This is a genomic window from Paraburkholderia sp. BCC1884 (assembly GCF_900996225.1).
In the GTDB taxonomy this organism is placed as follows: domain Bacteria; phylum Pseudomonadota; class Gammaproteobacteria; order Burkholderiales; family Burkholderiaceae; genus Paraburkholderia.
This window is the reverse complement of record NZ_CAAJGL010000123.1, coordinates 250,949-276,454: the sequence shown is the minus strand read 5'-3', so window position 1 is coordinate 276,454 and position 25,506 is coordinate 250,949. Positions and strand designations below refer to the sequence as shown.

15 protein-coding genes are annotated in these 25,506 nt (G+C 58.8%); 9 read left to right on the top strand and 6 right to left on the bottom strand.

The genetic code is table 11. From position 1 onward, the window contains the following. Nucleotides 1-161 precede the first annotated feature (161 nt). Nucleotides 162-1,181, top strand: coding sequence for a helix-turn-helix domain-containing protein (locus tag FQ705_RS28815; RefSeq protein WP_186308045.1), 1,020 nt, complete (start codon nucleotides 162-164; stop codon nucleotides 1,179-1,181). 187 nt (nucleotides 1,182-1,368) lie between these two features. On the opposite strand, the gene FQ705_RS28810 is transcribed toward FQ705_RS28815, so the two are convergent. Next, complete coding sequence (locus FQ705_RS28810) at nucleotides 1,369-1,740, bottom strand: response regulator transcription factor (RefSeq protein WP_144147304.1); 372 nt, start codon at nucleotides 1,738-1,740, stop codon at nucleotides 1,369-1,371. A gap of 305 nt (nucleotides 1,741-2,045) precedes the next feature. Here FQ705_RS28810 and FQ705_RS28805 point away from each other — a divergent pair, with 305 nt between their 5' ends. Both FQ705_RS28805 and FQ705_RS28800 read left to right on the top strand, forming a co-directional pair. Next, nucleotides 2,046-2,723: a response regulator transcription factor gene (locus FQ705_RS28805; protein WP_409934747.1), complete on the top strand. Its 678-nt coding sequence runs from the start codon at nucleotides 2,046-2,048 to the stop codon at nucleotides 2,721-2,723. Between the two features lie 336 nt (nucleotides 2,724-3,059). Then, nucleotides 3,060-3,707: a response regulator transcription factor gene (locus FQ705_RS28800; protein ID WP_144147302.1), complete on the top strand. Its 648-nt coding sequence runs from the start codon at nucleotides 3,060-3,062 to the stop codon at nucleotides 3,705-3,707. 57 nt (nucleotides 3,708-3,764) lie between these two features. On the opposite strand, the gene FQ705_RS28795 is transcribed toward FQ705_RS28800, so the two are convergent. Continuing rightward, nucleotides 3,765-5,042: an ATP-binding protein gene (locus FQ705_RS28795; RefSeq protein ID WP_144147299.1), complete on the bottom strand. Its 1,278-nt coding sequence runs from the start codon at nucleotides 5,040-5,042 to the stop codon at nucleotides 3,765-3,767. Nucleotides 5,043-5,809: 767 nt separating this feature from the next. Here FQ705_RS28795 and FQ705_RS28790 point away from each other — a divergent pair. From FQ705_RS28790 to FQ705_RS28770, 5 genes are all read left to right on the top strand, one after another. Then, on the top strand, nucleotides 5,810-7,963 hold the full coding sequence (locus FQ705_RS28790; protein WP_144147296.1) for an FUSC family protein: 2,154 nt from the start codon (nucleotides 5,810-5,812) through the stop codon (nucleotides 7,961-7,963). Continuing rightward, on the top strand, nucleotides 7,960-9,459 hold the full coding sequence (locus FQ705_RS28785) for an efflux transporter outer membrane subunit (RefSeq protein ID WP_144147293.1): 1,500 nt from the start codon (nucleotides 7,960-7,962) through the stop codon (nucleotides 9,457-9,459). Before FQ705_RS28790 ends, FQ705_RS28785 begins: the two co-directional genes overlap by 4 nt. 378 nt (nucleotides 9,460-9,837) lie before the next feature. Then, complete coding sequence (locus FQ705_RS28780) at nucleotides 9,838-10,653, top strand: enoyl-CoA hydratase/isomerase family protein (protein ID WP_144147290.1); 816 nt, start codon at nucleotides 9,838-9,840, stop codon at nucleotides 10,651-10,653. 450 nt (nucleotides 10,654-11,103) lie between these two features. Then, on the top strand, nucleotides 11,104-16,638 hold the full coding sequence (locus FQ705_RS28775) for an ATP-binding sensor histidine kinase (protein WP_260854650.1): 5,535 nt from the start codon (nucleotides 11,104-11,106) through the stop codon (nucleotides 16,636-16,638). Nucleotides 16,639-16,837: 199 nt separating this feature from the next. Continuing rightward, nucleotides 16,838-18,295: a mechanosensitive ion channel domain-containing protein gene (locus FQ705_RS28770; RefSeq protein ID WP_144147288.1), complete on the top strand. Its 1,458-nt coding sequence runs from the start codon at nucleotides 16,838-16,840 to the stop codon at nucleotides 18,293-18,295. Nucleotides 18,296-18,312: 17 nt separating this feature from the next. Here FQ705_RS28770 and glyA read toward each other — a convergent pair whose 3' ends face one another. Beyond that, nucleotides 18,313-19,560 (bottom strand): serine hydroxymethyltransferase, encoded by a 1,248-nt coding sequence (glyA, locus tag FQ705_RS28765; RefSeq protein WP_144147285.1) that lies wholly within the window; start codon nucleotides 19,558-19,560, stop codon nucleotides 18,313-18,315. A 273-nt stretch (nucleotides 19,561-19,833) separates the two neighbouring features. Here glyA and FQ705_RS28760 point away from each other — a divergent pair, with 273 nt between their 5' ends. Beyond that, nucleotides 19,834-20,676: an SDR family NAD(P)-dependent oxidoreductase gene (locus tag FQ705_RS28760; RefSeq protein ID WP_144147283.1), complete on the top strand. Its 843-nt coding sequence runs from the start codon at nucleotides 19,834-19,836 to the stop codon at nucleotides 20,674-20,676. A 36-nt stretch (nucleotides 20,677-20,712) separates the two neighbouring features. Here the strand turns inward: FQ705_RS28760 and FQ705_RS28755 are convergent, their stop codons facing one another. From FQ705_RS28755 to fdnG, 3 genes are read right to left on the bottom strand one after another with little or no spacing between them, the layout of a single operon-like run. After that, nucleotides 20,713-21,363: a formate dehydrogenase subunit gamma gene (locus FQ705_RS28755; RefSeq protein WP_144147280.1), complete on the bottom strand. Its 651-nt coding sequence runs from the start codon at nucleotides 21,361-21,363 to the stop codon at nucleotides 20,713-20,715. Then, nucleotides 21,350-22,273: a formate dehydrogenase subunit beta gene (fdxH, locus tag FQ705_RS28750; RefSeq protein ID WP_144147277.1), complete on the bottom strand. Its 924-nt coding sequence runs from the start codon at nucleotides 22,271-22,273 to the stop codon at nucleotides 21,350-21,352. Before fdxH ends, FQ705_RS28755 begins: the two co-directional genes overlap by 14 nt. Nucleotides 22,274-22,282: 9 nt before the next feature. After that, nucleotides 22,283-25,351, bottom strand: coding sequence for a formate dehydrogenase-N subunit alpha (fdnG, locus tag FQ705_RS28745; RefSeq protein WP_144147274.1), 3,069 nt, complete (start codon nucleotides 25,349-25,351; stop codon nucleotides 22,283-22,285). Between the last annotated feature and the right edge of the window lie 155 nt (nucleotides 25,352-25,506).

The window sequence follows — 25,506 nt, the reverse complement described above, 5'->3', positions numbered from 1 at the left end:
TTATGCTGCGTTGCTCCATACCGCCGTAGACTATCAGCGCTACCCAGCGGGCGATATCTTGAACGGACACTCTCGCGTTTTGCCTGCATGTCCGGAACATGCGCGCGAGGTTCCATGCCCTCACTAGCGTAGGGCCAAGAGCGAAAACTGAGGAAAGGTCCATGCACGAATCACCTGTCATTGATCGATTTGCCGGGTCGGCAGATGTCGCTTCGTGTTTGTCCGCGGCACTCTCGCAAGACTCGCCCGCTGGGTTTGGCCATGAGGAGGGAAGCCCCTCGCTGGATGCAAAACTGCGACACCACGATGCGCCGGGCGCTGCGCCCAAATGGTTCGAAGTGTCGCGATGGACCAGCGAAACCCCGAAGGCCTGGAACACCTACGTCCAGCAGCCGGAAATATTGGTCGCGCTGTGCCTGCGTCAATCGATTCTGACGCTGTCGGCGGGAGGCTCGCCGTTCCACGATGGCGTTATCGACCGGGGCGCGATTCTGGTCATTCCACCTGGCATTGAACTGAGCGGCGCCTTTCAAACGCCCACCGACTTTTTGCACGTCCATGTACCGTCGCGCTGGTTGACGGAATGGCTCGACGATGAGGACGTGTCGGCCACGAGCTCGAATCTGGTGGCCGGCCCCCTCCATGTGCGCGACTCGGTTGTCATCAAACTCACCGGCACGTTGTTGCGCGCTCTTCATGGTCGGGCATCGACGAGTTCGATGTACGCGGACGGCATTGTGCTATCCATGCTCGCCCGATTGCTGGAGATCATTGTCGCTCGTGCGTCGGCCAAGCCCGCGCGCATTCCGTCGGTTTCGCCGCTGGAAGCATGGCGGGTGAAGATCGCGATTGAATTCATCGACCAGCGAATCGACCGAAGCCTGAGTCTCGCAGAACTGGGTGCGGCCGTTGGTTTGTCGCCAATGCATTTCGCGGCGCGGTTTCGCGCGGCCACTGGCATTTCGCCGCATACGTTCATCCTACGGCGGCGAATCGAGCATGCTCAGACGCTGCTTGCCACGACGCGATCGACCGTAGCCGATATCGCGTTCAGTGTCGGTTTTCGCACGCAAGCTCACTTCACGACAGTGTTCCGTCACCATGTCGACGATACGCCGCACCGCTGGCGCGCCAAGCACGGCGCGAGTCAGATGACGACGGCTCACGGTCTGCGACGATAAGGTTTTCCTCGCATGGGGTGGCGTGGTTAGCGCTAACTGAACGGAAGCCTTTCCGGATCGGCGGCAGCGCGCAGCGTCGAACCGCCACCCCGTCGCCTCGCACTTTTTCCAGACGGGTGACACGGACCGGCCCTCTGCAGGCCGGCCGTGTCATTTAACTGAGTGCTCGCAGAATACGGCTTGCAACTCAGGATGTGCCGATCACGTTCTGGACGGTCGCCAATATCACGTTCGAATCAATCGGCTTCTCGACATAGGCCAGCGCGCCGTTTGCCAGCGCCACGGCTTTGTCCTGCGCCGTTGGATAACCCGTGATGAAAATCGTCGGAGGCGCCCAGCCCTGCGAGATCAACTGCGCGTGCATTTCGATGCCGGACAGGCCTGGCATCGTGACGTCCGAGATGAGGCACCGCGTTCGACGCGCGGCGCCTGAGTCGAGAAACGCCTCGGCGGATTCGAAGGATAAGACTTCCCATCCCATGGATCGAATGAGATTTTCCAATGCCTTCCGAACCGATTCGTCGTCGTCTACTATGGAAACAAGAGCGACAGAGGTCACGCGATTCCTTGGCTGGACTCCACAAGTGAACCCACGATTGCAGTGCGGGCTGTTTGATACCTTTTACTCAGAATAACCAGTCGGGTGTGCGGCGATAACCATACAATGGTATAAAAATAGCCCCAGAGTCTATTCGAACCGGCAGGACGAAAAGTAGACTGACACCCTGAGCGTCACCGCAACGCATGCGATAGGGGCGCCGTCCGTTATTTAACTGGTATGTTCGTATGGCGAACCTGCCCAGGAGCGCGCCGAGCAGGGCTCGGGCCGCTCCTACGACCATGACCTGGCTGAGGGGAAGTCGGATGACAACTACGATGAGTTTGGCGCCCGGCAGTAGCGACGGCGCACTGTTGGCCTCGGTGGTCTACATCGTCGACGATGACGAAGACGTAAGACAGTCCCTCGGCAGCCTTCTGCGCTCGGTGGGGCACCGCGTGGAGGTCTTCAGTTCGCCGCTCGAGTTCGTCGATTCCAAACGGGACAACATCCCAAGCTGCCTGATCCTCGATGTGAGGCTGCGCGGCGAAAACGGGCTCGCGTTCCAGCAGGCGATCGTGAAAATTGCGCCGCACATCCCGATCCTCTTCATCACCGGCTATCCCGACGTCGAGATGTCGGTGAAGGCCATGAAGGCGGGTGCAATGGATTTCTTCTCCAAGCCGTTCCGCGAGCAGGACATGCTCGATGCGGTCACCCAGGCGCTGCGGCGAGACGCCGAGCGATTATCGTTCGAATCGTCTACCGCCGATCTGCGCAGCCGGTATGGATCGCTGACGCCCAAGGAGCGCGACGTACTGGAGTTCGTTTTGGCCGGGCTGTTGAACAAACAGATCGCTGACGAAATGCACGTAAGCGAAATCACCATCAAGCTTCATCGCGGCCAGGTCATGCGCAAGATGGCTGCGCGCTCGGTGGTCGAACTGGTGCGTCAGGCGCAGGTACTCGACGTCAAACCGCGCGCTTCGACGCGGCGTCCATAGCCGGATGCCGGATGACGCCCGAGACGGGGAGGCAGGGACTGCCGAAAGCATCGTACGAATTATCGATCTGTGATTATTGAAAATAGAAGCGCCGCCTGCTGTCTTCCATTATCTTTCAAAGATCCCGCTATTTGAAAAGCGACGATGCAAGCTTCGTCGAACTCCCGCAAGCCGCCTTATATCCTACGAAGAAAATAGTCCTCACAGGTGAGCGGGATGGATTGGTCAGATTAAATCCTTCACCTGTTTTTCACCATGCCGCTGTATGCTAAACAAATTAGCCATAGCAACGGCGCGCACCTATAGTACAAGTGATCCCTTACACAGGATAGAACGGTGAGCGGCAAACTTACTGGACTGCGAAGCACTGAGGTGCCGACAGTTTTCGTCGTGGACGATGATGAAGATGTGCGCGACTCGCTACACCAACTGTTGAAGTCAGCGGGTCTGAACGCGAACGTGTTTTCTCACGGTGAAGCGCTAATCGATGCCTTGAAGGATGGTCCCGTCCGGGAAGGGCCCGCATGCATCGTGCTCGACGTTCGCCTGAAAGGCCTGAGTGGTCTCATGGTGCAACAGGAACTGTCGCGGCACGGAATTTCCCATCCGGTCATCTTCATCACGGGACATGGCGACATCGTCATGACTGTGAAAGCAATGAAAGCCGGTGCAGTCGATTTTCTGACCAAGCCACTACGCGATCAGGACGTGCTCGACGCGATCGCGGAAGCAGTCGACCAGGACCGAACGCGATTGGCCGACGCGTCGGCGCTTCAGGATTTCCAGAAGCGCTGGCTCGAACTTACGCCACGGCAAAAGCAGGTTATGCATCAAGTCGCGAACGGTATGCTCGTGCAACAGATCGCGGATGAATTGGGCGTAAGCGAAATCACAGTGAAAATATATCGGGGTGAAGGCATGAAACGCCTCGGAGTGGAAACACTGGCCGAGTTCGTTCAGAAAACAAAGCTACTGGGGTGGTGAGCGCCGGCTTACGTGATGGTCGTTATCTTTCTGGTTAAGAACCGTTGCCGATTCTTTTTAAGTTGCTTCCAATGTGAACGAAAAGCGTAATCCATGTGGATCGATTTTTTCGATCCACATGGTGCCCCCGTGCGCCTCGACGATGCGTTTGCAGATCGACAATCCCATTCCCATGGCCTGGGGTTTCGTGGTGGTAAAAGGCCGGAATACGCTGTCCTCCCAGCCGGGTGCGATGCCGGGACCCGAGTCCGAGACAGAGATGACGACGCCGGAGTCCGAATGGGCGGACGAGATCTGAATGACGCGCGCACGGTCGGTGGTGTCGGCCATCGCTTCGAGTGCGTTAGCGATAAGATTTTCGATAACCTGTTGGACCTGCACGCGGTTCCCGAATACGGGGTGCTCAACGCTTGCGTCCTCGTAGGCGATGTTGACGCCCAGTTTATCGATGCGTGCACGCGACACCAAAATCACTTCACGAACAGCCGCATTGATGTCGAAAGACTTGAACGGGATCTGCGATTGCCGGTTCAATTCTCGAAGGCGGTCGATGATCGCTTTTGCCCGCACGGTGCAGGTTCGAACTTTCTCGAGACTGACCGTCGCTTCGTCGACGTCCGGCGCGTCGCGCTGCAGCCATCTAAGCGCAGCACCTGACGACGCATCGATCGCACTCAGGGGTTGGCTCATTTCATGGATGATCGATGAAACGAGTTCGCCGATTGCCGTGATCCTGGATGCCTGGGTCAACTCGAACTGAAGGTCGCTCGACTGCCTTTCAGTCACGTAGCGTTGCCGATCTTCATCATGAAGTATTTGGCTCAAGCACGCGTTTTCAATCGCCAGCGCCATTTGCGAGGCGAGTAGTTCGATCGGCGCGCGTTTGTCTGCCGGGAATGCCTTTTCGGTGTGATCGTTTTCCAGATATAGGACCGCAACGAGACGGTGCTTGATAAGCAGGGGAAGACAGAACACCGAACTCGGAAGAGGGTTGCAAGGCTCGGGTGAGGCGAACATTTGAGCGGCTTCGGCCGCCGTGTCGAGTGTCACCGCGTGACCGGAACGCGCGACCGCCTGCGTGATCGTGGAAACAAACGGCGCCCCCTGGATGGCGGCCCCGAACGCTACCGCGATGTCCGGTTTCGATTCTGCGCGCGCCAGTACGCGAAGCCGGCCCGACTCCGAGAGCATCAATTGCCCAGCCGTCGCGCCTGCGCTCAACAGCATCATCCGCATGATTGTCTCGATCACACAATCGATTACGACCTCACGCGACAACGCCTTCGAGAAGGTAACGGGAACCTTATTGTTAGCCTCTTCTTGATGACTCGACATGGTGCCGTTTCCCAGGTGTTTGACAATCAGCTAGCGCAATGCCTGCGTGACCACTTATCTGCGCGGCACTTCAAAAAAGTACCCACCGTCGTGCCAATCGCATCGGAGGCGCAAATTTGATTGCCTCGTCCAATTGTTAGCTTCGATCATTTTTGCTCCACACGTTTTTTTGAACGTGCGGTCGACTCGGAATGGCTTGAGTTTACGCCGATCGTCGAGAGTTAGAGCGTTGAATCACCGGATGTTGCAACGTACGCACTTCTTCCCCGTCCATGCCGTACTGTCGCTCGCTTTGGCGGTCGATTGTTGACTGAAGCAACAGACCGTTTTGCGAACTTACCCCTATCGTCCCTGGAACAGGGTAGCAAAGCCCGTTCGCGCGTGCGGCGGTGATTACAAAACAGCGGAAAGCCGATGCAGGCGTGTGCGATAGAAACGGAATGAATTCGGCGCCACATGGACTTCGTTACAGACCATGCGCGAGCGGAAAGAATCCATGTGGGGTGCCAGAGGTGGGTTGATATGACTGGTCTCGTTTGTACCTGCCGGACGTCGTGTGGGACTGGCCCGCCCGCGTATTGTCTTGCCGGCGGCTCACGCCGTCTTTCGTGATCGCACGTGCGCGCGAAATCATTTGCGCCCGCAATTTACCATGCGTTGTCGAAAGAGCGCCGATCGTGTTCTCTGTAAGATGAGTGCGGGTCGATCAGGCAAACGAACCATAACGGCAACCCTTGCGAACAGTGGATGATCGAGGTCGAGTGGACATGATTGCGATCCTGGATGATCTCCGTAAAGAACTGGTTGTCTATCGCAAAGACGAATATCCGCGCGTCCTTCACGCGTTCAAGACCGCCCTGGCGGTGATCGTCAGCATGTTGATCTGCATGCGGCTTGAATTGCGTACGCCGGGTACGGCGATGGTTTCCGCAGCCATCGTGATGATCCCCCAGCAAAGCGGCATGACGATTGGCCGTGCGTTCTATCGTGTGCTGGGCTTCTGCTGCGGAAGCATTGTTGGATTCCTGCTCATCAGTAATTTTGCACAGCAACCGGTTTTGTTCCTCGCCGGCTTGTCGGTGTGGGTCGGCTTCTGCGTTGCCGGCTCGTCTTACTACAAGAATTTCCAGTCTTATGGATTCGTGCTTTCGGGATACGTCGCCTGCATCACGACCGTGCCCGAATGGCCAAATCCTTACGATGTCACGACCAATATCATTTACGTCGTGAGCGAAGTCGTCATTGGGGTCGCCACTGGCAGCCTGGTCAGTGCGCTCGTGTTCCCGCAAAAAGTCGTGCCGGCGTTGGTGAAGTGGCGCGACTCGGCGCTGGCGGCGCTGTTGCCGGCGCTCCGCGAAGCGGCCCAGGGCGAGCCCTCGAACGAACAGATCGAGAGCTACATGAAGCTCATTCAGGAAAGCGTATCGATTGAGGCCTTGCGTACCGCTGCCGTGTTCGAGGAACCGGAGATGCGCTTGCGCAACGATTCGCTGCTGACGCTCGATCGAACGTTCCTGGATGTCATTACGCGCATTCATGCGGTCTATCGCGCAAGGCAACACACCACGGGTGTCGACATAAAAATACGAGGGAAGATCGACGAGCTCTTCGGCAAGCTGGTGGCAGTGACGGCGGACGTGGATCCAGACGCTTTACAAACGCAGGGTGGTCTGGAACATCTGCATAGCCGGCTGCGCATTCTGGAAGAAGCGTTACCGGTCTACGTGGACCATCAGGTGCTCGACGAGGAGTCGCACGACGCAGCGAACGCCCGCATCCTTGAAACGGTGGGGGCCGAGGTGTTCGTGGCCGTTTCATCGCTTCGGCAATTCTGCGACGCCTGCATGGTCGTTCTGGAGCCGCCGACAGTGCATTTCACCCAGCCGATCGTGCAGGCCATCGCGTTCATGCGCAGTGCGCCGATCCGGGCAAGCGGCACGGCGGCGATTCTGTCCGGCCTGCGCGCCACGACGGCAGTGGGAATCGTCGGCGCTGTCTGGATTGCTTCTGGATGGACGAACGGTTACAACGCGGTCGTCTCTGCGGGCATTACGAGCGGCTTTTTTTCGATCACCCCCACCCCCGTAAAATCGAGTTGGCAAGCCGTCACGGGATGTTTCTTCGCGATGCTCATCGGTTGCGGCCTCAACTTCTTCGTGATGCCGAGATTGGGTGACATCTCGCTCTTCGCGATATGCATCGGCATCGTCATATTTTTCGGGACCTATATCAACAGTTTCCCAAAATACACGGGTCTGGGCGCCATTTTCAACGTGTATTTCGGCTACGTGCTGAGCCCGACGAACGTCGCGGTTTACGACCCGCCGTATCTGCTGGATCGCAGCTTTGCTTTGCTCATCGGCATTGCGGTGTCGGCTGTGGCGTTCTCTCTGGTCATCCCGCGGGAAGGCGAGTTGCTGGCAAGACAATACACGGCGCGTATTCATGAACTTCTGGAAGACGCGGCGAGCGGCGATATCGACTCCGAAGACTCAGAACAGATGGGCGTGACGATCCGCGATCTGATCGTGCATATCGTGACCGTTCCCAACGTGACGACGGCCTATCGCGAGCAGACTACGGAATGGGCATTTGGCCAACTCTGGATCGCCAGCACCCTGATACAGATGCGATCGCTGTGCGCGTCGCAATCGGACGCATTACCCCAGGCATGGGGCGACATGCGGCGCATCTGGCTCAAGGCCATGGAGACCGTCGCGCAGAACGCGGACGCTGCCAACATTCAGGCGGCGCTCGATGCGACCCAGCAGAGTTTAAGCATTCTCAGAACGCGTAGCGAGCAACTGCCGTTGAACGACAGCCGAACCATATTCCAGATGCGCGCGCGCCTCTATTCGACGCTGGCGGCGTTGCAAGACCGGTTGCCCGCTGTATCGACAGAGAACGCGGTCACGCCATGATTAAGCCACTTCAACGTCCCTCAGGCAGACGCGGACAGTGGGTCATCGCATGGGTGGCGTCGGCGCTGCTGTGCGGTTGCATCAATGGTGCGGGCATCAAGCCGGAGGCTTCCTTCATCGATCCCGCCAGGCTCGAACCGGGAAAAACCTTGCGGGCCGCCGCCAACGACGCCAACTGGCCGACCAGCGACTGGTGGCAAGCGTGGCACGACCCGCAACTCGACAGGTTGATGGCGCGCGCGGTGGCGGGCAGCCCGACACTCGCGATCGTTCGCTCCCGCGTCACGGCGGCCATCTGGCAAGCTCGCGCCATTCGCGCGGATGAGCTGCCGAACGTGGATGGCGACGCGGCGCTGGCACGCACGCGATTCCCACGATATGCAACGCCGTCTCCACCCGGCGGAACGACGGTTTGGAACAATTCCGCCGCGATCACGCTGTCCTACGATCTGGATCTGTGGGGAAAGAATCGCGCGAACGAGCAAGGCGCGCTGGACAGCGTCCAGGCGGCGGTGGCGGACGAACAGTTTGCAAAGGTCGAACTTCAGGTGGCCGTGGCCCGGACTTACTCGGAGCTGGCGCTGCAGTACATGCTTCTGGACATCTACCAGTCGATCAACGACGAAGAGCGGCGCAACGCCGACATCGCTAAGATGCGTCGCACTGCCGGTATCAGCGGCGATATCGATGCGAGCCAGGCGCGGACGCAATACGAGTCAGGCGTGTCGGACATTCTTCGTACCCGCTCCAATATCGCGATTGCCCAGTTGCAACTTGCCAACCTCGCGGGCGCGGATCCCGGCTTTGCCGATACGTTGAAGCGGCCGGCGTTGCCGCCCGACGTGGGCGTACCCTTGCCGAGTTCGTTGCCTGCGGAAATCATCGGCCATCGTGCGGATGTGGTTGCGCAACGTTGGCGGGCGGCGGCGGCGGCGAAGAAGGTCGAAGCCGTCCACGCGGATTTCTACCCGAACATCAACCTGGTGGCGAGCGCATCGCTCCAGTCGCTCACGCCGTTCGGCGGCTTTTTCAATTTCCTGAACAGTGACGCAGTTGGCCATAGTGTCGGCCTGGCGGGCTCCTTACCCATTTTCGATGCGCAACGCCGGCGCGGAAACTATGGCGTCGCGACTGCTGAATACGATGACGCCGTGCTGAGGTACAACGAAACCGTCCTGTCGGCCATGCAAGCCGTTGCACAGCAGGCCACCTTGCTGGAGTCGCTCCAAGCCCAGCAACGGGTGGACGAGGCCGCGCTGCATTCGTCGAAACGTTCGTACGATCTCGCCAATCTCGGCTATCGCGGCGGCATCACTGAGTACCTTGACGTTCTGGTCGCCCAGAAAGTCATGTTGCAACAGGAGCGGGATCTCGCGGTGACACGAGCCCAGCGGGTCGACGCGTGGGTTTTGCTGATGAAAGACCTCGGAGGCGGCGCCGAGGTGAACGCGGTGCCCGAAAATGTTAGTGCCAAGGGCGATACGACGGCTCCTTGAGAATCGACACTTCCCATATCGCGCTGTTCTGAACGCAGCCTTTACCATTCTTTACCGCGCTTAAGTTGGCGATTGCCTTCGCGCGTGGGACATTATCAATTAGCGAATCGGGTCAGGCTGCGTGCGCCAGAGGCGCTCCAGTCCGCAGAGCGTTTTCTGGCGGATACGTCGACCTTCTCCCGCCCAATTTAACCGGTCAGGTCAGAAAGCGGTTCTCAACGAGACTGACCATCCACCTCGCCCGGCTACGCATCTGTATGCGTGAGTTCGCAAGCCGAGCAGATCGCGGATGACAACACGGGGCGGATGAAGCGGACGTCGAGCCTGCCGTCTCGCACAGGTGCCTCCCACTTCGTACCGCTCCAAGGCGAAATATCCATGGCAAACCGTATCTTCCCGGTCCAAAAAATGCAGCCGGATCTCGATGGGTTCCGCGTCGAAGTCAACGCGGAAGCGGCGCGGGCGGACATCGTCCTTGATCGGCCATCGTTCAATCTGATTTCCATGATCCAGCGCGAGCAGTTATCCGCAGTGTTCGACATGCTAGACAAAGATTCGACGATCCAGGTGATCGTGGTGCGCGCGGCGGGGGAGCATTTCTCGAGAGGGTCGGACGTCGAGGAATGGGTGGAGACGTCGCCGAGGCAACTGTCGAGGTTAGCGTGGACGCTGAGCGCGCCATCGCGTTGCAGCAAGCCGGTCATCAGCGCGAATCGCGGCTACTGCTTCGGTGCGGGCTTCGAACTCGCGCTGGCTTGCGATTTCCGGATCGTCACCGAAACGACGCTCTACGCGCTGCCGGCCCAAGCGGAAGCGTCGCTTGCCGGGCCCGCTCGACTGTTAAGGACCATGGTGGGGGTCGGGCGTGCGAAGGATATTGTGATGCGCTCACGGTATATCCGGGGAGCACAGGCCTACGATTGGGGTATCGCAACAGAATTTGTGGTCGATAGTGAACTTGAGAGTGCGACCGATTCACTCGTTAAGGAATTGCAGACGCTTTCTTCGCCGGCGCAGCGTGCGGCGAAGAGAGTGTTGAACGAGATAGAGGAGGCGCCGCCGTTGCTCGGGGCGGAAAATAAGGAGCCAGGTCGTCGCAGCGATGATTGTCATAGGCGATTCTCCGAAGAGGGGGACGCGCTCAACCATAAAAGATCGGCATTCTTCATGGATAAGGACAACGCAGCGGCGTAGCTTCCGGAGTACTGGGCACTTCAGCGCCGTCCGCGCTGTCTCGCCAGGTACTTGGCTGACCAACCCTGGCTAGTGCCGGTTGGCGCGATGATCGCTTGTTCGCCGTGCAATTGTGCGGCATCCTCCGTGAATCTCAATTGCTCGCCGGGGCCGACCTGACGCAACGTTAGCACCGCGTATCAAAAGTCTTTTTCTTTCAATTATCCTTCAGTCAGTCAGGCCGGTTAGCAACGCATGTTGCGCCGGTTGCACATCGCGTTGCGGCAGGGTAACTTCATGTTATGCGCGGGACATGGCCGCGATAGTGAAGCACTCTCGCAAATACCAAACAGATTCTCCGTCGGTTGATGTGGCTTTCGGTACGTTCCGAAGAACGGGCCTGGCCGGCGGCTGTTTCTGAGGCCAACACGCCGGCTGTCATCTGGCGGACTTCCTTCAGGGAGTTTTCTTTTGAATCTGTTGACCTCGCCCCTCGACGCAGCGACTGTCGAACCTCTCGGGGTCGCGTGGGAAGATGGCGCGTACGTCGTTTGCCGGGGACGACGGCAAACCGAAGATGGCATCTTCATTCCCGTCTTGATCGTGCGGCCTGCTCAACTTCATCCGCGAGTTGAAATCGTCGATCGTCTCGCGCATGAATATGCACTCGCGGACACGTTGAACTGCACCTCTGCGGTACGTCCCGTGGAGTTGCTGCAGGAGCACGGGCAGACATTGCTCGTGCTGGAGCATTGCGAGGGCGAACCGCTCGAAGCATTTCCGATGCCGTTCGATTCCATCGTGTTTTTACGCTTTGCGATAACCATTGCGTCCGCGCTCGGCAAAATTCACGCGCGTGGTCTTATCCATCGAGACATCAATCCAACTCACATTCTGGTCAACGGAACGAGCGGTGCCGCACGCCTGACCGGATTCGGCATCGCCTCGTTGGCACAGCGCGAAAGACAGGCGCCCGAACCGCCGGAACTCATTGCGGGCACACTCGCTTACATGGCGCCCGAGCAGACCGGTCGGATGAACCGTTCTATCGATTTGCGCAGCGACCTGTATTCGCTCGGCGTCGTCTTCTATCGGATGTTGACCGGTCGGTTGCCGTTTAGCGCAACCGATCCAATGGAACTCGTGCACTGTCACATTGCAAGGCAGCCACCCGCCCCGTTGGAGTGGATGCCGACGCTTGCGCCGGCCATCTCCGCGATTGTCATGAAGTTGCTGGCAAAGACCGCCGAGGACCGTTATCAGAGCGCTGCGGGCGTGGCCCACGATCTTCGACGATGCCTGGCACAATGGGACTCCAAGGGGCTCATCAGCGACTTCCCGCTCGCTCAGAGCGATGTTTCCGACCGCCTTCTCATCCCCGAGAAACTCTATGGCCGCAACGTCGAACTGAGTCGGCTTCTCGCCGCGTTCGATCGCGTCACACGGGGCGAACCGGGCGGACTGGTGCTCATCGCGGGATATTCGGGTATTGGCAAATCCGCGGTTGCCAACGAACTGCAGAAAGCGCTGCTGCCACGCGGCGGTCTCTTTCTGGCGGGCAAGTTCGATCAGTTCAAGCGTGACATCCCCTATTCGACGCTGGCCAATGCTTTTCAGGCGGGGGTCCGTTTGCTGCTGACCCGGAGCGAGATCGACCTCGCTCCCTGGCGTGAGGCATTTCACGAGGCATTGGGTCCAAATGGCCTTCTGATCGTCGACCTCGTTCCCGAGTTGGCGATGATGCTCGGCGATCAACCGCCGGTCCCCGCTTTGCCTCCACAAGACGCGCAGCGTCGATTCCATCTGGTTCTCCGGCGCTTCATTGCCGTCTTTGCGCGCGCCGAGCATCCGCTCACGCTGTTTCTCGATGATTTGCAATGGCTCGACACAGCGACGCTCGACTTTCTGGAGGACCTGTTCGTTCACGGCGATCTGCGTCATCTGCTGGTGATCGGCGCATACCGGAACAACGAGGTAGACACCGCTCACCCGCTGTACGGCACGCTGGGGAGCATCCGGGCGTCCGGCGTTCCCATGCAGGAAATTGTGCTGGAGCCGCTTGCCAGCGAGCATCTGGAGCGGCTCGTCACCGACGCGCTCCAGTGCGCACCGACCAGGGCCGTGCCGCTGACCCGCATCCTGCATCAGAAAACGGGCGGTAATCCGTTTTTCGCTCTTCAGTTTCTCTCCTCGCTCGTCGACGAGGGATTGCTCTCGTTCGACCACGCTGCGGGACGTTGGTCATGGGACGTCAATCGTATTCACGCCAAGGGCTACACGGAGAACGTGATCGAATTGGTAATCGGCAAGCTAAGTCGATTACCTCTTGTCACGCAGCTTGTATTGCAGCGGTTCGCCTGCATTGGAAACTCGTCCACGCCACGGCTCCTCGAAATGATCTGCGAGCAGCCATGGGAGAGCGTGCGCGATGCGCTTTCACACGCAGTTCGCGCCGGCCTCGTTCTCAGTACGGATAGTGCCTATCGATTCCTTCATGACCGGGTGCAGGAGGCGGCCTATACGCTCATCGCCGAGGGCGATCGTGCCGATATGCATTTGCAGATGGCCAGGCTTCTCCTTAAAAAAACGCCGCTTGAGCATAGGGAGGAGTCTGTCTTCGATATCGTCAGCCAGTTCAATCGTGCCGCGCACCTCGTCATCACGCGTGCGGAACGCGATCAGGTTGCCGCATTGAATCTGCTGGCCGGCAAGCGCGCGAAAGCTTCGACAGCCTATGCCTCGGCGCTAACGTATCTCGCCGTGGGCCGCTCGCTGCTGAGCGACGACGATTGGACGCGCAACTACGAACTGATCTTTTCGCTCGAATACCTGCTTGCCGAATGCGAGGTGCTGAGCGCGCGGATGCAGTCGGCGGAGGGGCGCCTTTCCGAACTCGATCAGCGTGCAAGGACGAATCATCACATCGCGTTGGTCACGCGGCTGCGTATCACGCTTTACACGACGCTGGACCAAAGCCAGCGCAGCGTGGAAATTTGCCTCGATTATCTGCGGCGCAGCGGGACGCAGTGGTCGGCGCACCCGGACAGGCAGGCGGTTCACAACGAGTACCACCGCATTGGTTCGCTACTTGGAAAGCGTCAGATTGAAGACCTGATCGATCTGCCTTTGATGAGCGATCCCAATGTACTGGATACGCTCGACGTGTTGACGGAGATCGTGACACCCGCGTTTTTCACGGATCAGAATCTGTGCGCGTTGGTATTGTGCCGGATGGTGAATTTGAGCCTCGAGTACGGGAACTGCGATGCGTCGTGCTATGCCTACGTTTGGTTTGCCACCTATGCGGGGCCCGTGTTTGCCCAGTATGAGATGGGCTATCGATTCGGCCGCCTCGGCTATGGTCTCGTCGAACACGGAGGGCTGACGCGGTTCAAAGCCCGCACCTATACCTCCTTTGGCAATATCGTGGTGCCATGGTCAAGGCACGTCCTCGAAGGACGCGAGCCGATTCGGCGCGCCTTCGATATTGCGAATGCATGCGGAGACCTTACGTACACGCTGTACACGTGTTGCGATCTGATTCAAAACTTCTTCTCCGTGGGCGACTCGCTCGGTGACGTGCAGATAGAAGTCGACAAGGCCGTGGCGATCTCGGACCGGATCGGATTTGGCCTTGTCAGCGACATGCTCGGGACGTATCGCGGCCTGGTGCGCACGCTGCTGGGTTTGACGCCGCGATTTGGCTCGTTCGACGACGACCAGTTCAATGAACATGCTTTCGAGTCGCACCTGGCCAGTTCATCCACGCTGGCGTTGCCCGAGTTCGATTATTGGGTGCGTAAGTTACAGGCCCGATATCTCGCAGAGGAGTTCGCTGAAGCGCTGGACGCGAAAGCGAGGGCCGAGCGCGTGCTGTGGGTCGCAACGTCTCAATTCGAAACGGCGGAGTTTCACTTTTACGGAGCGCTCAGCCACGCTGCCTGCTGGCACGATGCCAATGAAGCAGGTCGTCTGTTTCATGCGAATGCGCTGATTGCGCACCGCGAGCAACTGGAGATCTGGGCATCTCACTGTCCTGAGAATTTCGTCAACCGCGCTGCGCTGGTGAGTGCCGAAATCTCACGTATCGAAGGGAACATTGTCGAGGCTGAACGGCTCTATGAGCTAGCTGTGCAGTCGGCACGCGCGAACGGATTTGTCCACAATGAGGCCATCGCCTGCGAGGTTGCCTCACGTTTCTACGCGTCGCGCCGACTTACCGAAATTGCCGACATGTACCTGAGAAATGCCCGGCATGCCTATGTGAGGTGGGGGGCGAAAGGCAAGCTTCGGCACATGGACGACCGGCATCGCCAATTGTCCCAGCAGAGCGACAACCAGGCTGCCGCGAGCGGTATCGAAGCATCTGTCGAGCATCTGGACCTCGCAACGGTGCTCAAGGTATCGCAGGCGATATCGCGCGAGATCGTTCTGGACAAGCTCATTCACACGCTCATGCGCACGGCCATCGAGCACGCCGGTGCAGAGCGTGGTCTGTTGATCGCCACTAAAGAAACGACGTTGCGGATCGAAGCGGAAGCGGTCACGGCGGACGGTGTCATCACGGTCAATCTGGAAAGGACACCGTTGCGACCCGACAACCTGGCGCTGTCGGTCATTCACTATTCGCTGCGCACGGGTGAAAACGTGATTCTGAACGATGCTTCGCGACAACCCGAATTCGGCACGGACGACTACCTGCGCCGGTCTCGTACGAATTCCGTGGCGTGCATGCCGCTCCTGCATCAGGGCAAGCCGATTGCGCTGCTGTATCTTGAGAATAGTTTGGCGTCTCACGTCTTTACGGAGAGCCGGGTGGCAGTGCTCAAGCTACTTGCGTCGCAGGCGGCGATCGCGCTTGAGAACTCGTATCTCTATCGTGACCTCGCCGAACGGGAAGCAAGAATCCGGCGGCTCGTGGATGCGAATATCGTCGGCGTATTCATATGGGACATGCAGGGGCCGATTTACGAGGCCAACGACGCCTTTCTGCGCATGATCGGCTACAGCCGCGAGGACCTCGCGGCCGGTCGGGTCAATTGCATGGAGATCACGCCTGTCGAATGGCACGATCAGGACCTGCACGCGATCGCCGATCTGCGCAGAAACGGCACGCTGCAGGGGCTCGAGAAGGAATATATCCGGGCAGACGGAAGCCGCGTCGCGGTATTGCTGGGGGCGGCAACGTTCGGCAGCACGGGAGACCAGATGGTGGCTTTCGTCGTGGATCTCTCTGAGCGGAAGCAGGCCGAAGCGACCGCGCGCGAGAGTGAGCGTCGCATCCATGAGATCGAGATCGAACTCACCCATGCCAACCGGATAGCGACGCTTGGGCAGCTGACGGCATCCATCAGCCATGAAATCAGGCAGCCCGTCGCATCCGCGGTGTTCAACGCGCAGGCAGCCACACATTGGCTGGACGCGCAGCCGCCGAATTTCGACGAGGTGAGAGCCGCGCTTGCGCGCGTCGTCAAAAACGGTATGCGGGCGAACGATGTGATCCGGCGCATACGCGCCCTCGTCAAGAAGACACCTGCGCAGCGCGAGCGGCTGGTGATCAACGATGTGATCCGCGAGGTCGTCGAGCTTGGGCGCGGCGAAGCATCCAAACATCATGTCTCGATCAACGTGGATCTCGCAACGGGCCTGCCCCATGTGGAAGGGGATCGTGTGCAACTGCAGCAGGTCATCATGAATCTGATGGTCAATGCTATTGAAGCCATGAGCGGGAACAGCGCCGATACCCGTACATTGACCATTGTTACGTGTTCGGCCGCTGACGACCATCTACGTATCGCAGTCAAGGATACGGGGCCGGGAATCGAAGCCGACAACGTGGAGCATCTATTCGAGCCCTTCTTCACCACGAAGACGACCGGTATGGGAATGGGGTTATCGATCTGCCATTCGATTGTCGAAGCGCATGGCAGCACGCTGCGTGTTTTCGCGAACGAACCGCAAGGGGCAATATTCCAGTTCGACCTGGCAACCGCTACGAATCCGTGATTACAATACGACGACGTTGCTGTGGGCGTGAAGAGGGACAGCGCTGAACGCGTGGGTCTCCCGGCTGCCGACTATACCGATGTATAGCTTTGCGCTGCCGACCCGATCAAGGCGTATGCGACAGTAGGATTGATGCAGTACTGCTCGTGCGACTAAGCTTCTTCATTGGTCAGTCTGGCTAACCCGCATTGGAGACCGCTTGAACGATCCGTTGATTTTCGGCTTTGCGATAGTCGCACTCGATGCCGTGATCTGGCGTTGCGCCGTGCCTCCCAACGAGGTCGCGCGCCTGCTCACGCGGCTATGCATTTACGCGGCCTTCAGTGCGCTGCTATTCACCTCGGGGCTGAGTCCGTTTTCACAGGCGCCGTATCCGGACTCCCGGGCGCTGCACATGCTGGGCCAGGTTCTCGAGATCATCTGGTGGCTGACCGGCGCACGCTTGCTCAGCATGGTGCTGGACACGCTGCTGCTGCCGAAGACATGGCGTCGCCAGCGTCTCTTCGAGGACGTGTTCAGCGCGCTGGCGTTTCTCGCGGCCACCGTCGCGTCACTCGCATTCGTACTGGAGTTGCCCGTGCGCGGGCTGGTCGCGACGTCGGGCGCGCTCGCGATCGTGCTCGGCCTCGCGATTCAGAGCACGCTCAGCGACGTTTTCGCGGGTATCGTGATCAACACGACCGAGCCTTACGAGGTCGGCAATTGGGTGTCCATCGACGGCGTCGAAGGCAAGGTGCTGGAAATGAACTGGCGCGCGACCAATCTGCTGACTTCGCTGGGCGACGTCGTCATCGTGCCCAACGCGGTGGCGGCCAAGGCGAAGATCACCAACAGCAGCCGTCCGGCCGCATTGCATGGCGTCAGCATCACGCTGGAAATCACGCCTGAAGCGCGACCGAAGATCGTGCTCGACGCGCTGAACCGGGCGCTCGCGAATGTACGCCTGATCCTTGCAGACCCCGCTCCTTACGCGCTGGTGAAAAGCACGGACGCTCAGTCGTTCAAATACGCAGTGACCGCCTATGTCGACGACGCCGGCAAGAAGCTCGCGGTCGCGAACGACCTCTACGATGTGTGCCACCGTCATCTGGTTGCCGCGGGCGTTCAACTAACGCCGCCCGGCCAGCCACCAAGTGGTGCGAGCACGCCGAGCGATGTCCGCATCAGACTCTTGCGATGCGTCGATCTGTTTGCTTCGCTCACCGACGAGGAGGCGGAGCAACTGGCATCGCGAATGTCGCGTCAGGAATTCGACGTCGATCAAGTGCTGATTACGCCGGAGACCATACCGGATAGCCTTACCCTGATCCATTCCGGTGTTCTTTGTGCATATGTGGCAGAAGGGACCGCCGAAATCGAGTTTGGACGGCTCGGGCCGGGCGAAGTCGTGGGCGAGACGGGCCCGCTTGCGGGGATGGCGGCACGCGTCAAGATCACGGCGCTGACGCACGCCGTGACTTATCGGCTAAAAACCGAGGATTTGACGCCGGTCTTCAAGAGCAATCCGGATGTTGCGAAGCTGATGTGTCAATCGCTGTCGCGCAGGCAGCGCTTGCTCGATAAGGTGGGTGTGCCCGCACCCGCCGTGCACTCCGAGGAATCTTTCGTGCAATGGCTGCTCGACGGCGTGCGCAAGCTGCATGGCCTGAGTTTCTGAGTTGGCGGATACCGGGTTCAACCATAAACCGGAAAGCGTCGCGTCAATGCAATGACCTCCTGGCGAGCCGCCGCGATTCTGGCTGTGTCTTGCGGGTCGTCCAGCAGGTCGGCGATCAGGTTTGCCGTCAGACGGACTTCTTCCTCTCGAAAGCCGCGGGTGGTCACCGCAGGCGAGCCGAGGCGGATGCCCGACGTGACGAACGGCTTCTCCGGATCATTGGGAATCGCGTTCTTGTTGACGGTAATGTTCGCTTCGCCGAGGAGGCTTTCGGCCGCCTTGCCTGAGATATTCTTCGCGCGCAGATCGACCAGCATCACGTGGCTTTCCGTGCGGCCCGAGACGATACGCAATCCGCGCGCGACCAGCGTTTCCGCCATCACGGCCGCATTCTTGACGACCTGTCGCTGATACGCCTTGAAATCAGGCGACGCGGCTTCTTTGAAAGCGACCGCTTTTGCAGCGACGACATGCATCAGCGAGCCTCCCTGAATGCCGGGGAAAATCGCTGAGTTGATGGCCTTCGCGTGCTCGGACTTCATCAAGATCACGCCGCCGCGCGGGCCGCGCAGTGTCTTGTGCGTCGTGGTGGTCACGAAGTCGGCATGAGGCAAAGGACTCGGATACTCGCCTGCGACGATCAGACCCGCGTAATGGGCTACATCGGCCAGAAAGTAAGCACCAACGTCTTTGGCCACGCGCGCGATTCGCTCGAAGTCGATCCGTAGCGAGAATGCAGACGCACCCGCAATGATGAGTTTCGGCCTCTTCTCGTGGGCCAGCCTTTCGAGGCCGACATAGTCGATATCTTCCTCGGCGTTCAGACCGTAGCTGATCGGGTTGAACCACTTGCCGCTGATGTTCAGCGGCATGCCATGAGTCAGGTGTCCGCCTTCGGCGAGACTCATACCCATGATGGTGTCGCCCGGGTTGAGCATGGCGAAGAACACCCCTTCGTTGGCCTGCGATCCCGAGTGAGGTTGAACGTTGGCCGCTTCGGCGTGGAAGAGTTCTTTGACGCGATCGATCGCCAGCTGTTCTATCACGTCGACGTATTCGCAGCCGCCGTAATAGCGCTTGCCGGGATAGCCCTCGGCATACTTGTTGGTGAGCTGCGAGCCTTGTGCCGCCATGACGGCTGGCGACGTGTAATTCTCGGACGCGATCAATTCGATGTGATCCTCCTGACGCCGGTCCTCCTTCCGGATTGCGGCCTCCAGGTCCGGATCGATCTGGTCAAGCGTATAGCGGCTGCGTTCGAACATAGGGTCACGTAGTTGTGTTCAATCACCGAAGAAGACGACAGCACCTGGACGCAGCCGTCAGCTTATTTTGACTCGTCGAACTGAATCGATGTTCTCAGGAAACACCGCTATTTATCTATTCGCACGCTCCCCTTAGGGATACCTCCATCTTACTGTTCTGCAGGTTTTTCCCACGCGCACTGGCACGGGCAGTGTTCCGTGAAGTCGAATAAGGTCGGCCCTGTGCGATGTGGGTTCGCGTGGATTCAATGGGTCTCATTCGAGAGGGTCGTCATGCAGGATTTCAACGGCAAGGTGGTAGTCATCACAGGCGGTGCCACGGGCATCGGTTTTGCACTGGCAAAGCAATTTGCACAACAGGGCGCGCATCTGGTTCTGGCCGGTATTCAGCTCGATCGTCTTGAGGAGGCCGCCAAAGCGTTGCGTGAGGATGCCGCGCAGGTCGAGATTTTCGAATGCGACGTGACGCATCGGGATCAGGTCGAAGCGCTGGCAAATTTCGCGTGGGACAAGTTGGGACGCGTCGACGTGATCGTCAACAATGCGGGCGTGGGGCCGATTCCCTCGACCGTCATCGACGCCACGCCTGAAGACGTGCAGAAGGTCCTGAACGTCAACCTGTTCGGCGTGTGGAACGGGGTCTCGGTGTTCGGGAAGCGCTTCGTTGCGCAAGGAACCCCGGCGGCGATCTATAACATCGGATCGGAAAACTCCTTCTTCAATGCCATTCCCGAAGGTGCCGGCTACGTCGTCAGTAAGCACGGCGTGCTGGCCATGACGGTCGCTCTACGCGAAGAAGTGCCGCCCCATATCGATGTGGCGCTGATCTGTCCGGGTCTCGTGCTGTCTGAACTGGCGAAGGAAACTCAGGAAGGGATGGCGACGGACAAGTATGCGGCACTGGTCATGAAGCAGATTCTTGCGGGCAAGTTTTATATCGTGTCTCACGCCTTTAACCTCGTGCGTATGCAGGCGCGTTGGCGAGAGATCGAGGCCGCATTCGCGACCTATGCGCCACGCTACAAAAACGACGTTGAGTTCGACGTGCGCACCCTTGGCGTCAAAGACAATTGGTATCCGCGCTACCCGAACGCCGGTGAAGATATTCCGGTGTAGCGTTAAGGTGCGCACGTCCTTCGTGCGCACACATTGTCAGTGCGGATCGCGCGACTTCAGCAGCGAGCGAAACCATTTCGGGTGGTGTTTTCTTGCCCACCCAGGTGTTACATAGCCGTGCAGCATGGCGCCGAGGGTTCCCTGAATCCAGATGCCGGCGTAGATGTGAACCATGATGGCAGCGATCAGAACAAACGCGGTGGCCGCGTGGGCGAGTGCCGCTAGCCGGATCACGTCAATCGGGAAATAGCCGGAAAAGTAGCGCCGCCATATCACTACGCCCGATGCGAGCAACACCATCATGCAAGGCAGCAGTGTCCAGAACAGCATTTTCTGGCCGGCGTTGTATCGGCTGACTTCGGGCACACCTTCTTCGCGATTGTTGAGAATATCGAGAATGTGCATGAGCCACTTGATGTCGTCCATGTCGATCAGATTGTGGTGCCAGTACCGCAGCGCGAGGCCGGAGAAACCACAGAACATGACCAACCCGATGAACGGATGCAAGACTCTCATCCACTGACCACCGCCGAATAACGCCGATAGCCAGAACATCGCGGGATGAAACATCGCGAGGCCGGATAAGGCCAGCATCACGAAGCTGATCGCCGTGACCCAGTGTATCGTCCGCTCGTTCGCGTTGTAGCGCTCGATCAGATTGCGATGTTCATCGTTACCGGTGCTCATCGGGGTTCTCCCTGTAGGCTTCCATGTCGGCACGCGCGGCTTCTTCGTCGGATGCGTGCACCTGGTTAGGTCCGATCCGGATGTAGTGGAAGAAAGTGACAATCGCGGTAAGGAAAAGAATAGCCAACGCTATCGGTTTCGCAATGCCTTTCCAGAGTTCCACCATCGGGCTGATTCGCGGGTGGTCCGGCAAGCCGTGATAAAGCGACGGCTGGTCAGCGTGATGCAGAACGTACATGACATGCGTTCCGCCAACGGCGGCGGGGTCGTACAGTCCGGCGTTCTGAAAGCCCCGCTCCTTCAGATCCACGATGCGGTCGGCCGCCTGCTGCTTCATGTCTTCCTTGGTGCCGAACATGATCGCGCCGGTTGGACACGTCTTTGCACACGCCGGCTCTTGCCCGACGGCGACGCGGTCCGAGCACAACGTGCATTTATAAACGCGATGCTCTTTTTTCGACATGCGCGGAATATTGAACGGGCAGCCAGCTATGCAATAGCCGCATCCAATACAGTTTTCCTCGTGAAAGTCGACGATGCCGTTGGTGTACTGGACGATCGCGCCAGGCGACGGACAGGATTTCAGGCAGCCCGGATCTTCGCAATGCATGCATCCGTCTTTGCGGATCAGCCATTCGAGATCGCCTTCAGGGTTCTCGTATTCTGTAAAACGCATGACGGTCCACGAGTGCTCGGTTAAGTCTCGAGGGTTGTCATATACGCCGATGTTGTCGCCGACTTCGTCTCGCAGATCGTTCCATTCCATGCAGGCCGTCTGGCATGCCTTGCAACCGATGCATTTCGTCACATCGATTAACTTGGCAACCGTGCCGGTGACCGGACGACGATCCCCCGGTGGGAGAACCGTCGTGGCGGACAGGCGTCTGATATCTAGAGATTGTAATGACATGGTCTCGCCTCACGCCTTTTCGACTTTGACAAGGAAGGACTTGAATTCGGGGGTTTGCGTGTTGCCATCGCCTACCGACGGAGTGAGCGTGTTAGCGAGGTAGCCGAGTTTCGCCACGCCTTTGTAGCCCCAATGAAGCGGTACGCCGACGGTCTCGACACTTCTTCCGTCGACCAGCAACGGTTTGAGCCGTTTCGTCACGACGGCGACCGCGATGATGTGACCTCGCTTCGACGAGACCTTGACCATATCGCCGGCGACCACGCCAACCTTGAGGGCCAGTTGTTCGCTGATCTCGACAAATTGCTGGGGTTGAACGATCGCATTCAGAAGCGAGTGTTTTGTCCAGAAGTGGAAATGCTCCGTCAGCCGATACGTGGTGGCGGTGTGCGGATATTCCGCGGCGGTGCCGAATTTCGCCCGATCCGATGGGAACACTCTGGCTATCGGGTTGCTCGTCACGGTCGGATTGTTCGGATGCAACGGGTTGAACCCCAGCGGCGTCTCGAACGGCTCATAGTGTTCCGGGAACGGACCTTCGTTCAGTTGCGATCGCGCGAAAAAGCGTGCGATACCTTCCGGGTTCATGATGAACGGCCCCATACCGAGCGAAGGTGCTTCATCTTCCTTGTAGTCGGGGACGTCGGCGCCGACCCACTTCTTGCCGTCCCATTGGATGATCTTGCGGGACGGATCGAAGGGCTGACCGTTCACGTCGCACGACGCGCGGTTATACAGAATCCGGCGATTGTCGGGCCATGCCCACGCCCAGCCTAACGACTGGCCGATACCGGCGGGGTCGCTATTGTCGCGACGCGCCATCATGTTGCCTTCTTCAGTCCACGCGCCGCAGAAGATCCAGCATCCGCTGGCGGTACTACCGTCGTCTTTAAGCTGGGAGAAACCGGCGAGCTGTTCCCCGGATTTCACGAGCGGTTTTTCAGGGTCTTTCGGATCGACCAGGTCGTTGACTGCAACGCCGTTATATTCCTTGGCCAGTTCCTCGGGAGTGGGACTTGCCGGATCGAAATATTTCCAGTCCAGGTTCAGTATGGGATCGGGAAAAGCCCCGCCTTCATTGCGATACATTTCACGAATTCGCGTGAAAATATTCGACATGATCTCAGCGTCGCCGAGCGCCTCGCCTGGCGCATCGGCGCCTTTCCAGTGCCATTGAAGCACGCGTGACGAACTGACGACCGAGCCACTCTCTTCGGCGAAACACGTCGTCGGTAGCCGGAAGACCTCGGTCTGAATCCTGGCCGGATCGGCGTCGTGGTACTCCCCGAAGTTCTTCCAGAACTCGGACGTCTCGGTCGCCAGCGGGTCCATGATGACCAGCCATTTGAGCTTGCAGAGGCCGTCGAAAACCTTCGCCTTATCCGGCGCGGAGGCGATCATGTTGAACCCTTGGCAGACGTACCCAGTCATCTTTCCCTGGGTCATCAATTCGACGTTCTGAATGACGTCGTAGGGCTTGTCGGGTTTGGGAAGGTAGTCGTACGCCCAATTGTTCTCCCTGGTCGCGGCGGTACCCCACCACGATTTCATGAGGCTGACGAAGAAGGCGGGATAGTTCTGGTAATAGCTCAGCTGGTTGGGCCGCAAAGGCTTCAACGTATGCTTCTGGATGTACGCGTCGTACTCTTGGTCGTTCTCGGTGGGCAGCGTCATATAACCCGGCAGCATCTCGCTCAACAACCCGAGATCGGTCAGCCCTTGAATGTTCGAATGACCGCGCAATGCGTTGACGCCGCCGCCCAGGATGCCGATGTTGCCCAACAGCAGCTGAACCATCGCGCCGGTCCGGATGATTTGCGCGCCGACCGAGTGGTGTGTCCATCCGAGCGCATACAGAAGCGTACCGGCGCGATTGGGCACCGCGGTGCTGGCCAGCAGTTCGCACACGTGCAGAAACCTGGCCTTGGGTGTGCCGCAGATTTTCTCCACCATCTCCGGTGTGTATCGGGAATAGTGGGCCTTCATGAGTTGATAGACGCATCGAGGATGTGACAACGTCATATCCGTCTTCACGTAGCCGTCTTCGCCGTACTCGTAGTCCCAACTGCTTTTATCGTAGGTCCGGCGCTCGGGATCGTAGCCGGAGTAGAGTCCCTCGCTGAACGTGAAATCCTCTCGAACGATAAAGCTGAAGTCCGTGTAGTGACGAACGTACTCGTGCTGGATCTTGTCTGTCGTGAGCAGATAGTTGATCACCCCGCCCAGAAATGCGATGTCGGTGCCGGTCCGGATAGGCGCGTAGTAATCGGCAACAGACGCGGTGCGCGTAAAGCGCGGATCGACCACGATCAGACGCGCGCTACGATGTGCCTTTGCCTCGGTCACCCATTTGAATCCGCAAGGGTGTGCCTCGGCTGCGTTGCCGCCCATCACCAGAATCACATCGGCATTACGGATATCAACCCAATGATTCGTCATCGAACCGCGGCCGAACGTCGGGGCAAGACCTGCCACCGTGGGGCCGTGTCAGACGCGCGCCTGATTGTCGAATGCGAGCATCCCCATACTGCGGACGATCTTGTGGGTCAGATAGCCGGCCTCGTTACTGGCCGCTGAAGCCGCGAGAAATCCCGTGGTGACCCATCGGTTGACCGTCTTGCCTTCGGCAGTTTTGTGGATGAAATTCGCATCGCGATCGGCCTTCAGGCGCCTTGCGATCCGGTCGAATGCATCACTCCACGATATCTGTACCCACTTGTCGGTACCCGGGGCACGGTACTCCGGAACCTTGAGCCGGGCATCGCTATGAACGATATCCAGCAGGCTGGCGCCCTTTGGGCACAGCGTCCCCCGATTGACCGGATGGTCCGGATCGCCCTCGATGTGGATGATGCTGCCCTTGGCGTTTTTGGCGTTGTCGCCGAGGGCGTACATGAGTACCCCGCACCCGACTGAACAGTACGTGCAGGTATTGCGAACCTCGGTTGCCCGGCTGAGCTTATATTGGCGAACCTCAGCGACGGCTTCACTCGACGAGAAGCCCAGAAGGGCAACGCTCGAGCCCGCTAAGGTTGCAGCAGAGACCTTGAGGAACTGACGACGGCTCAATCGTTCCATGGATGTTCCCCGTATGGGTAGCGCACGGTATCGAGAATGATTTTTCGATATCAGCTTGCTTGCGAGAGGCTCTCGCGTCGAATCTCATCGTCAACGATTTCAATCGCCATGTATTTCCAGTTTGCACGGTTTTTGCGGGTTCGAAGGAGCATCGG

Coding starts and splice junctions, on each gene's coding strand:
- FQ705_RS28815 (WP_186308045.1), top strand. CDS start 162: ATGCACGAATCACCTGTCATTGATCGATTTGCCGGGTCGGCAGATGTC.
- FQ705_RS28805 (WP_409934747.1), top strand. CDS start 2,046: ATGACAACTACGATGAGTTTGGCGCCCGGCAGTAGCGACGGCGCACTG.
- FQ705_RS28795 (WP_144147299.1), bottom strand. CDS start 5,042: ATGTCGAGTCATCAAGAAGAGGCTAACAATAAGGTTCCCGTTACCTTC.
- FQ705_RS28790 (WP_144147296.1), top strand. CDS start 5,810: ATGATTGCGATCCTGGATGATCTCCGTAAAGAACTGGTTGTCTATCGC.
- FQ705_RS28785 (WP_144147293.1), top strand. CDS start 7,960: ATGATTAAGCCACTTCAACGTCCCTCAGGCAGACGCGGACAGTGGGTC.
- FQ705_RS28780 (WP_144147290.1), top strand. CDS start 9,838: ATGGCAAACCGTATCTTCCCGGTCCAAAAAATGCAGCCGGATCTCGAT.
- glyA (WP_144147285.1), bottom strand. CDS start 19,560: ATGTTCGAACGCAGCCGCTATACGCTTGACCAGATCGATCCGGACCTG.
- FQ705_RS28760 (WP_144147283.1), top strand. CDS start 19,834: ATGCAGGATTTCAACGGCAAGGTGGTAGTCATCACAGGCGGTGCCACG.
- FQ705_RS28755 (WP_144147280.1), bottom strand. CDS start 21,363: ATGAGCACCGGTAACGATGAACATCGCAATCTGATCGAGCGCTACAAC.
- fdxH (WP_144147277.1), bottom strand. CDS start 22,273: ATGTCATTACAATCTCTAGATATCAGACGCCTGTCCGCCACGACGGTT.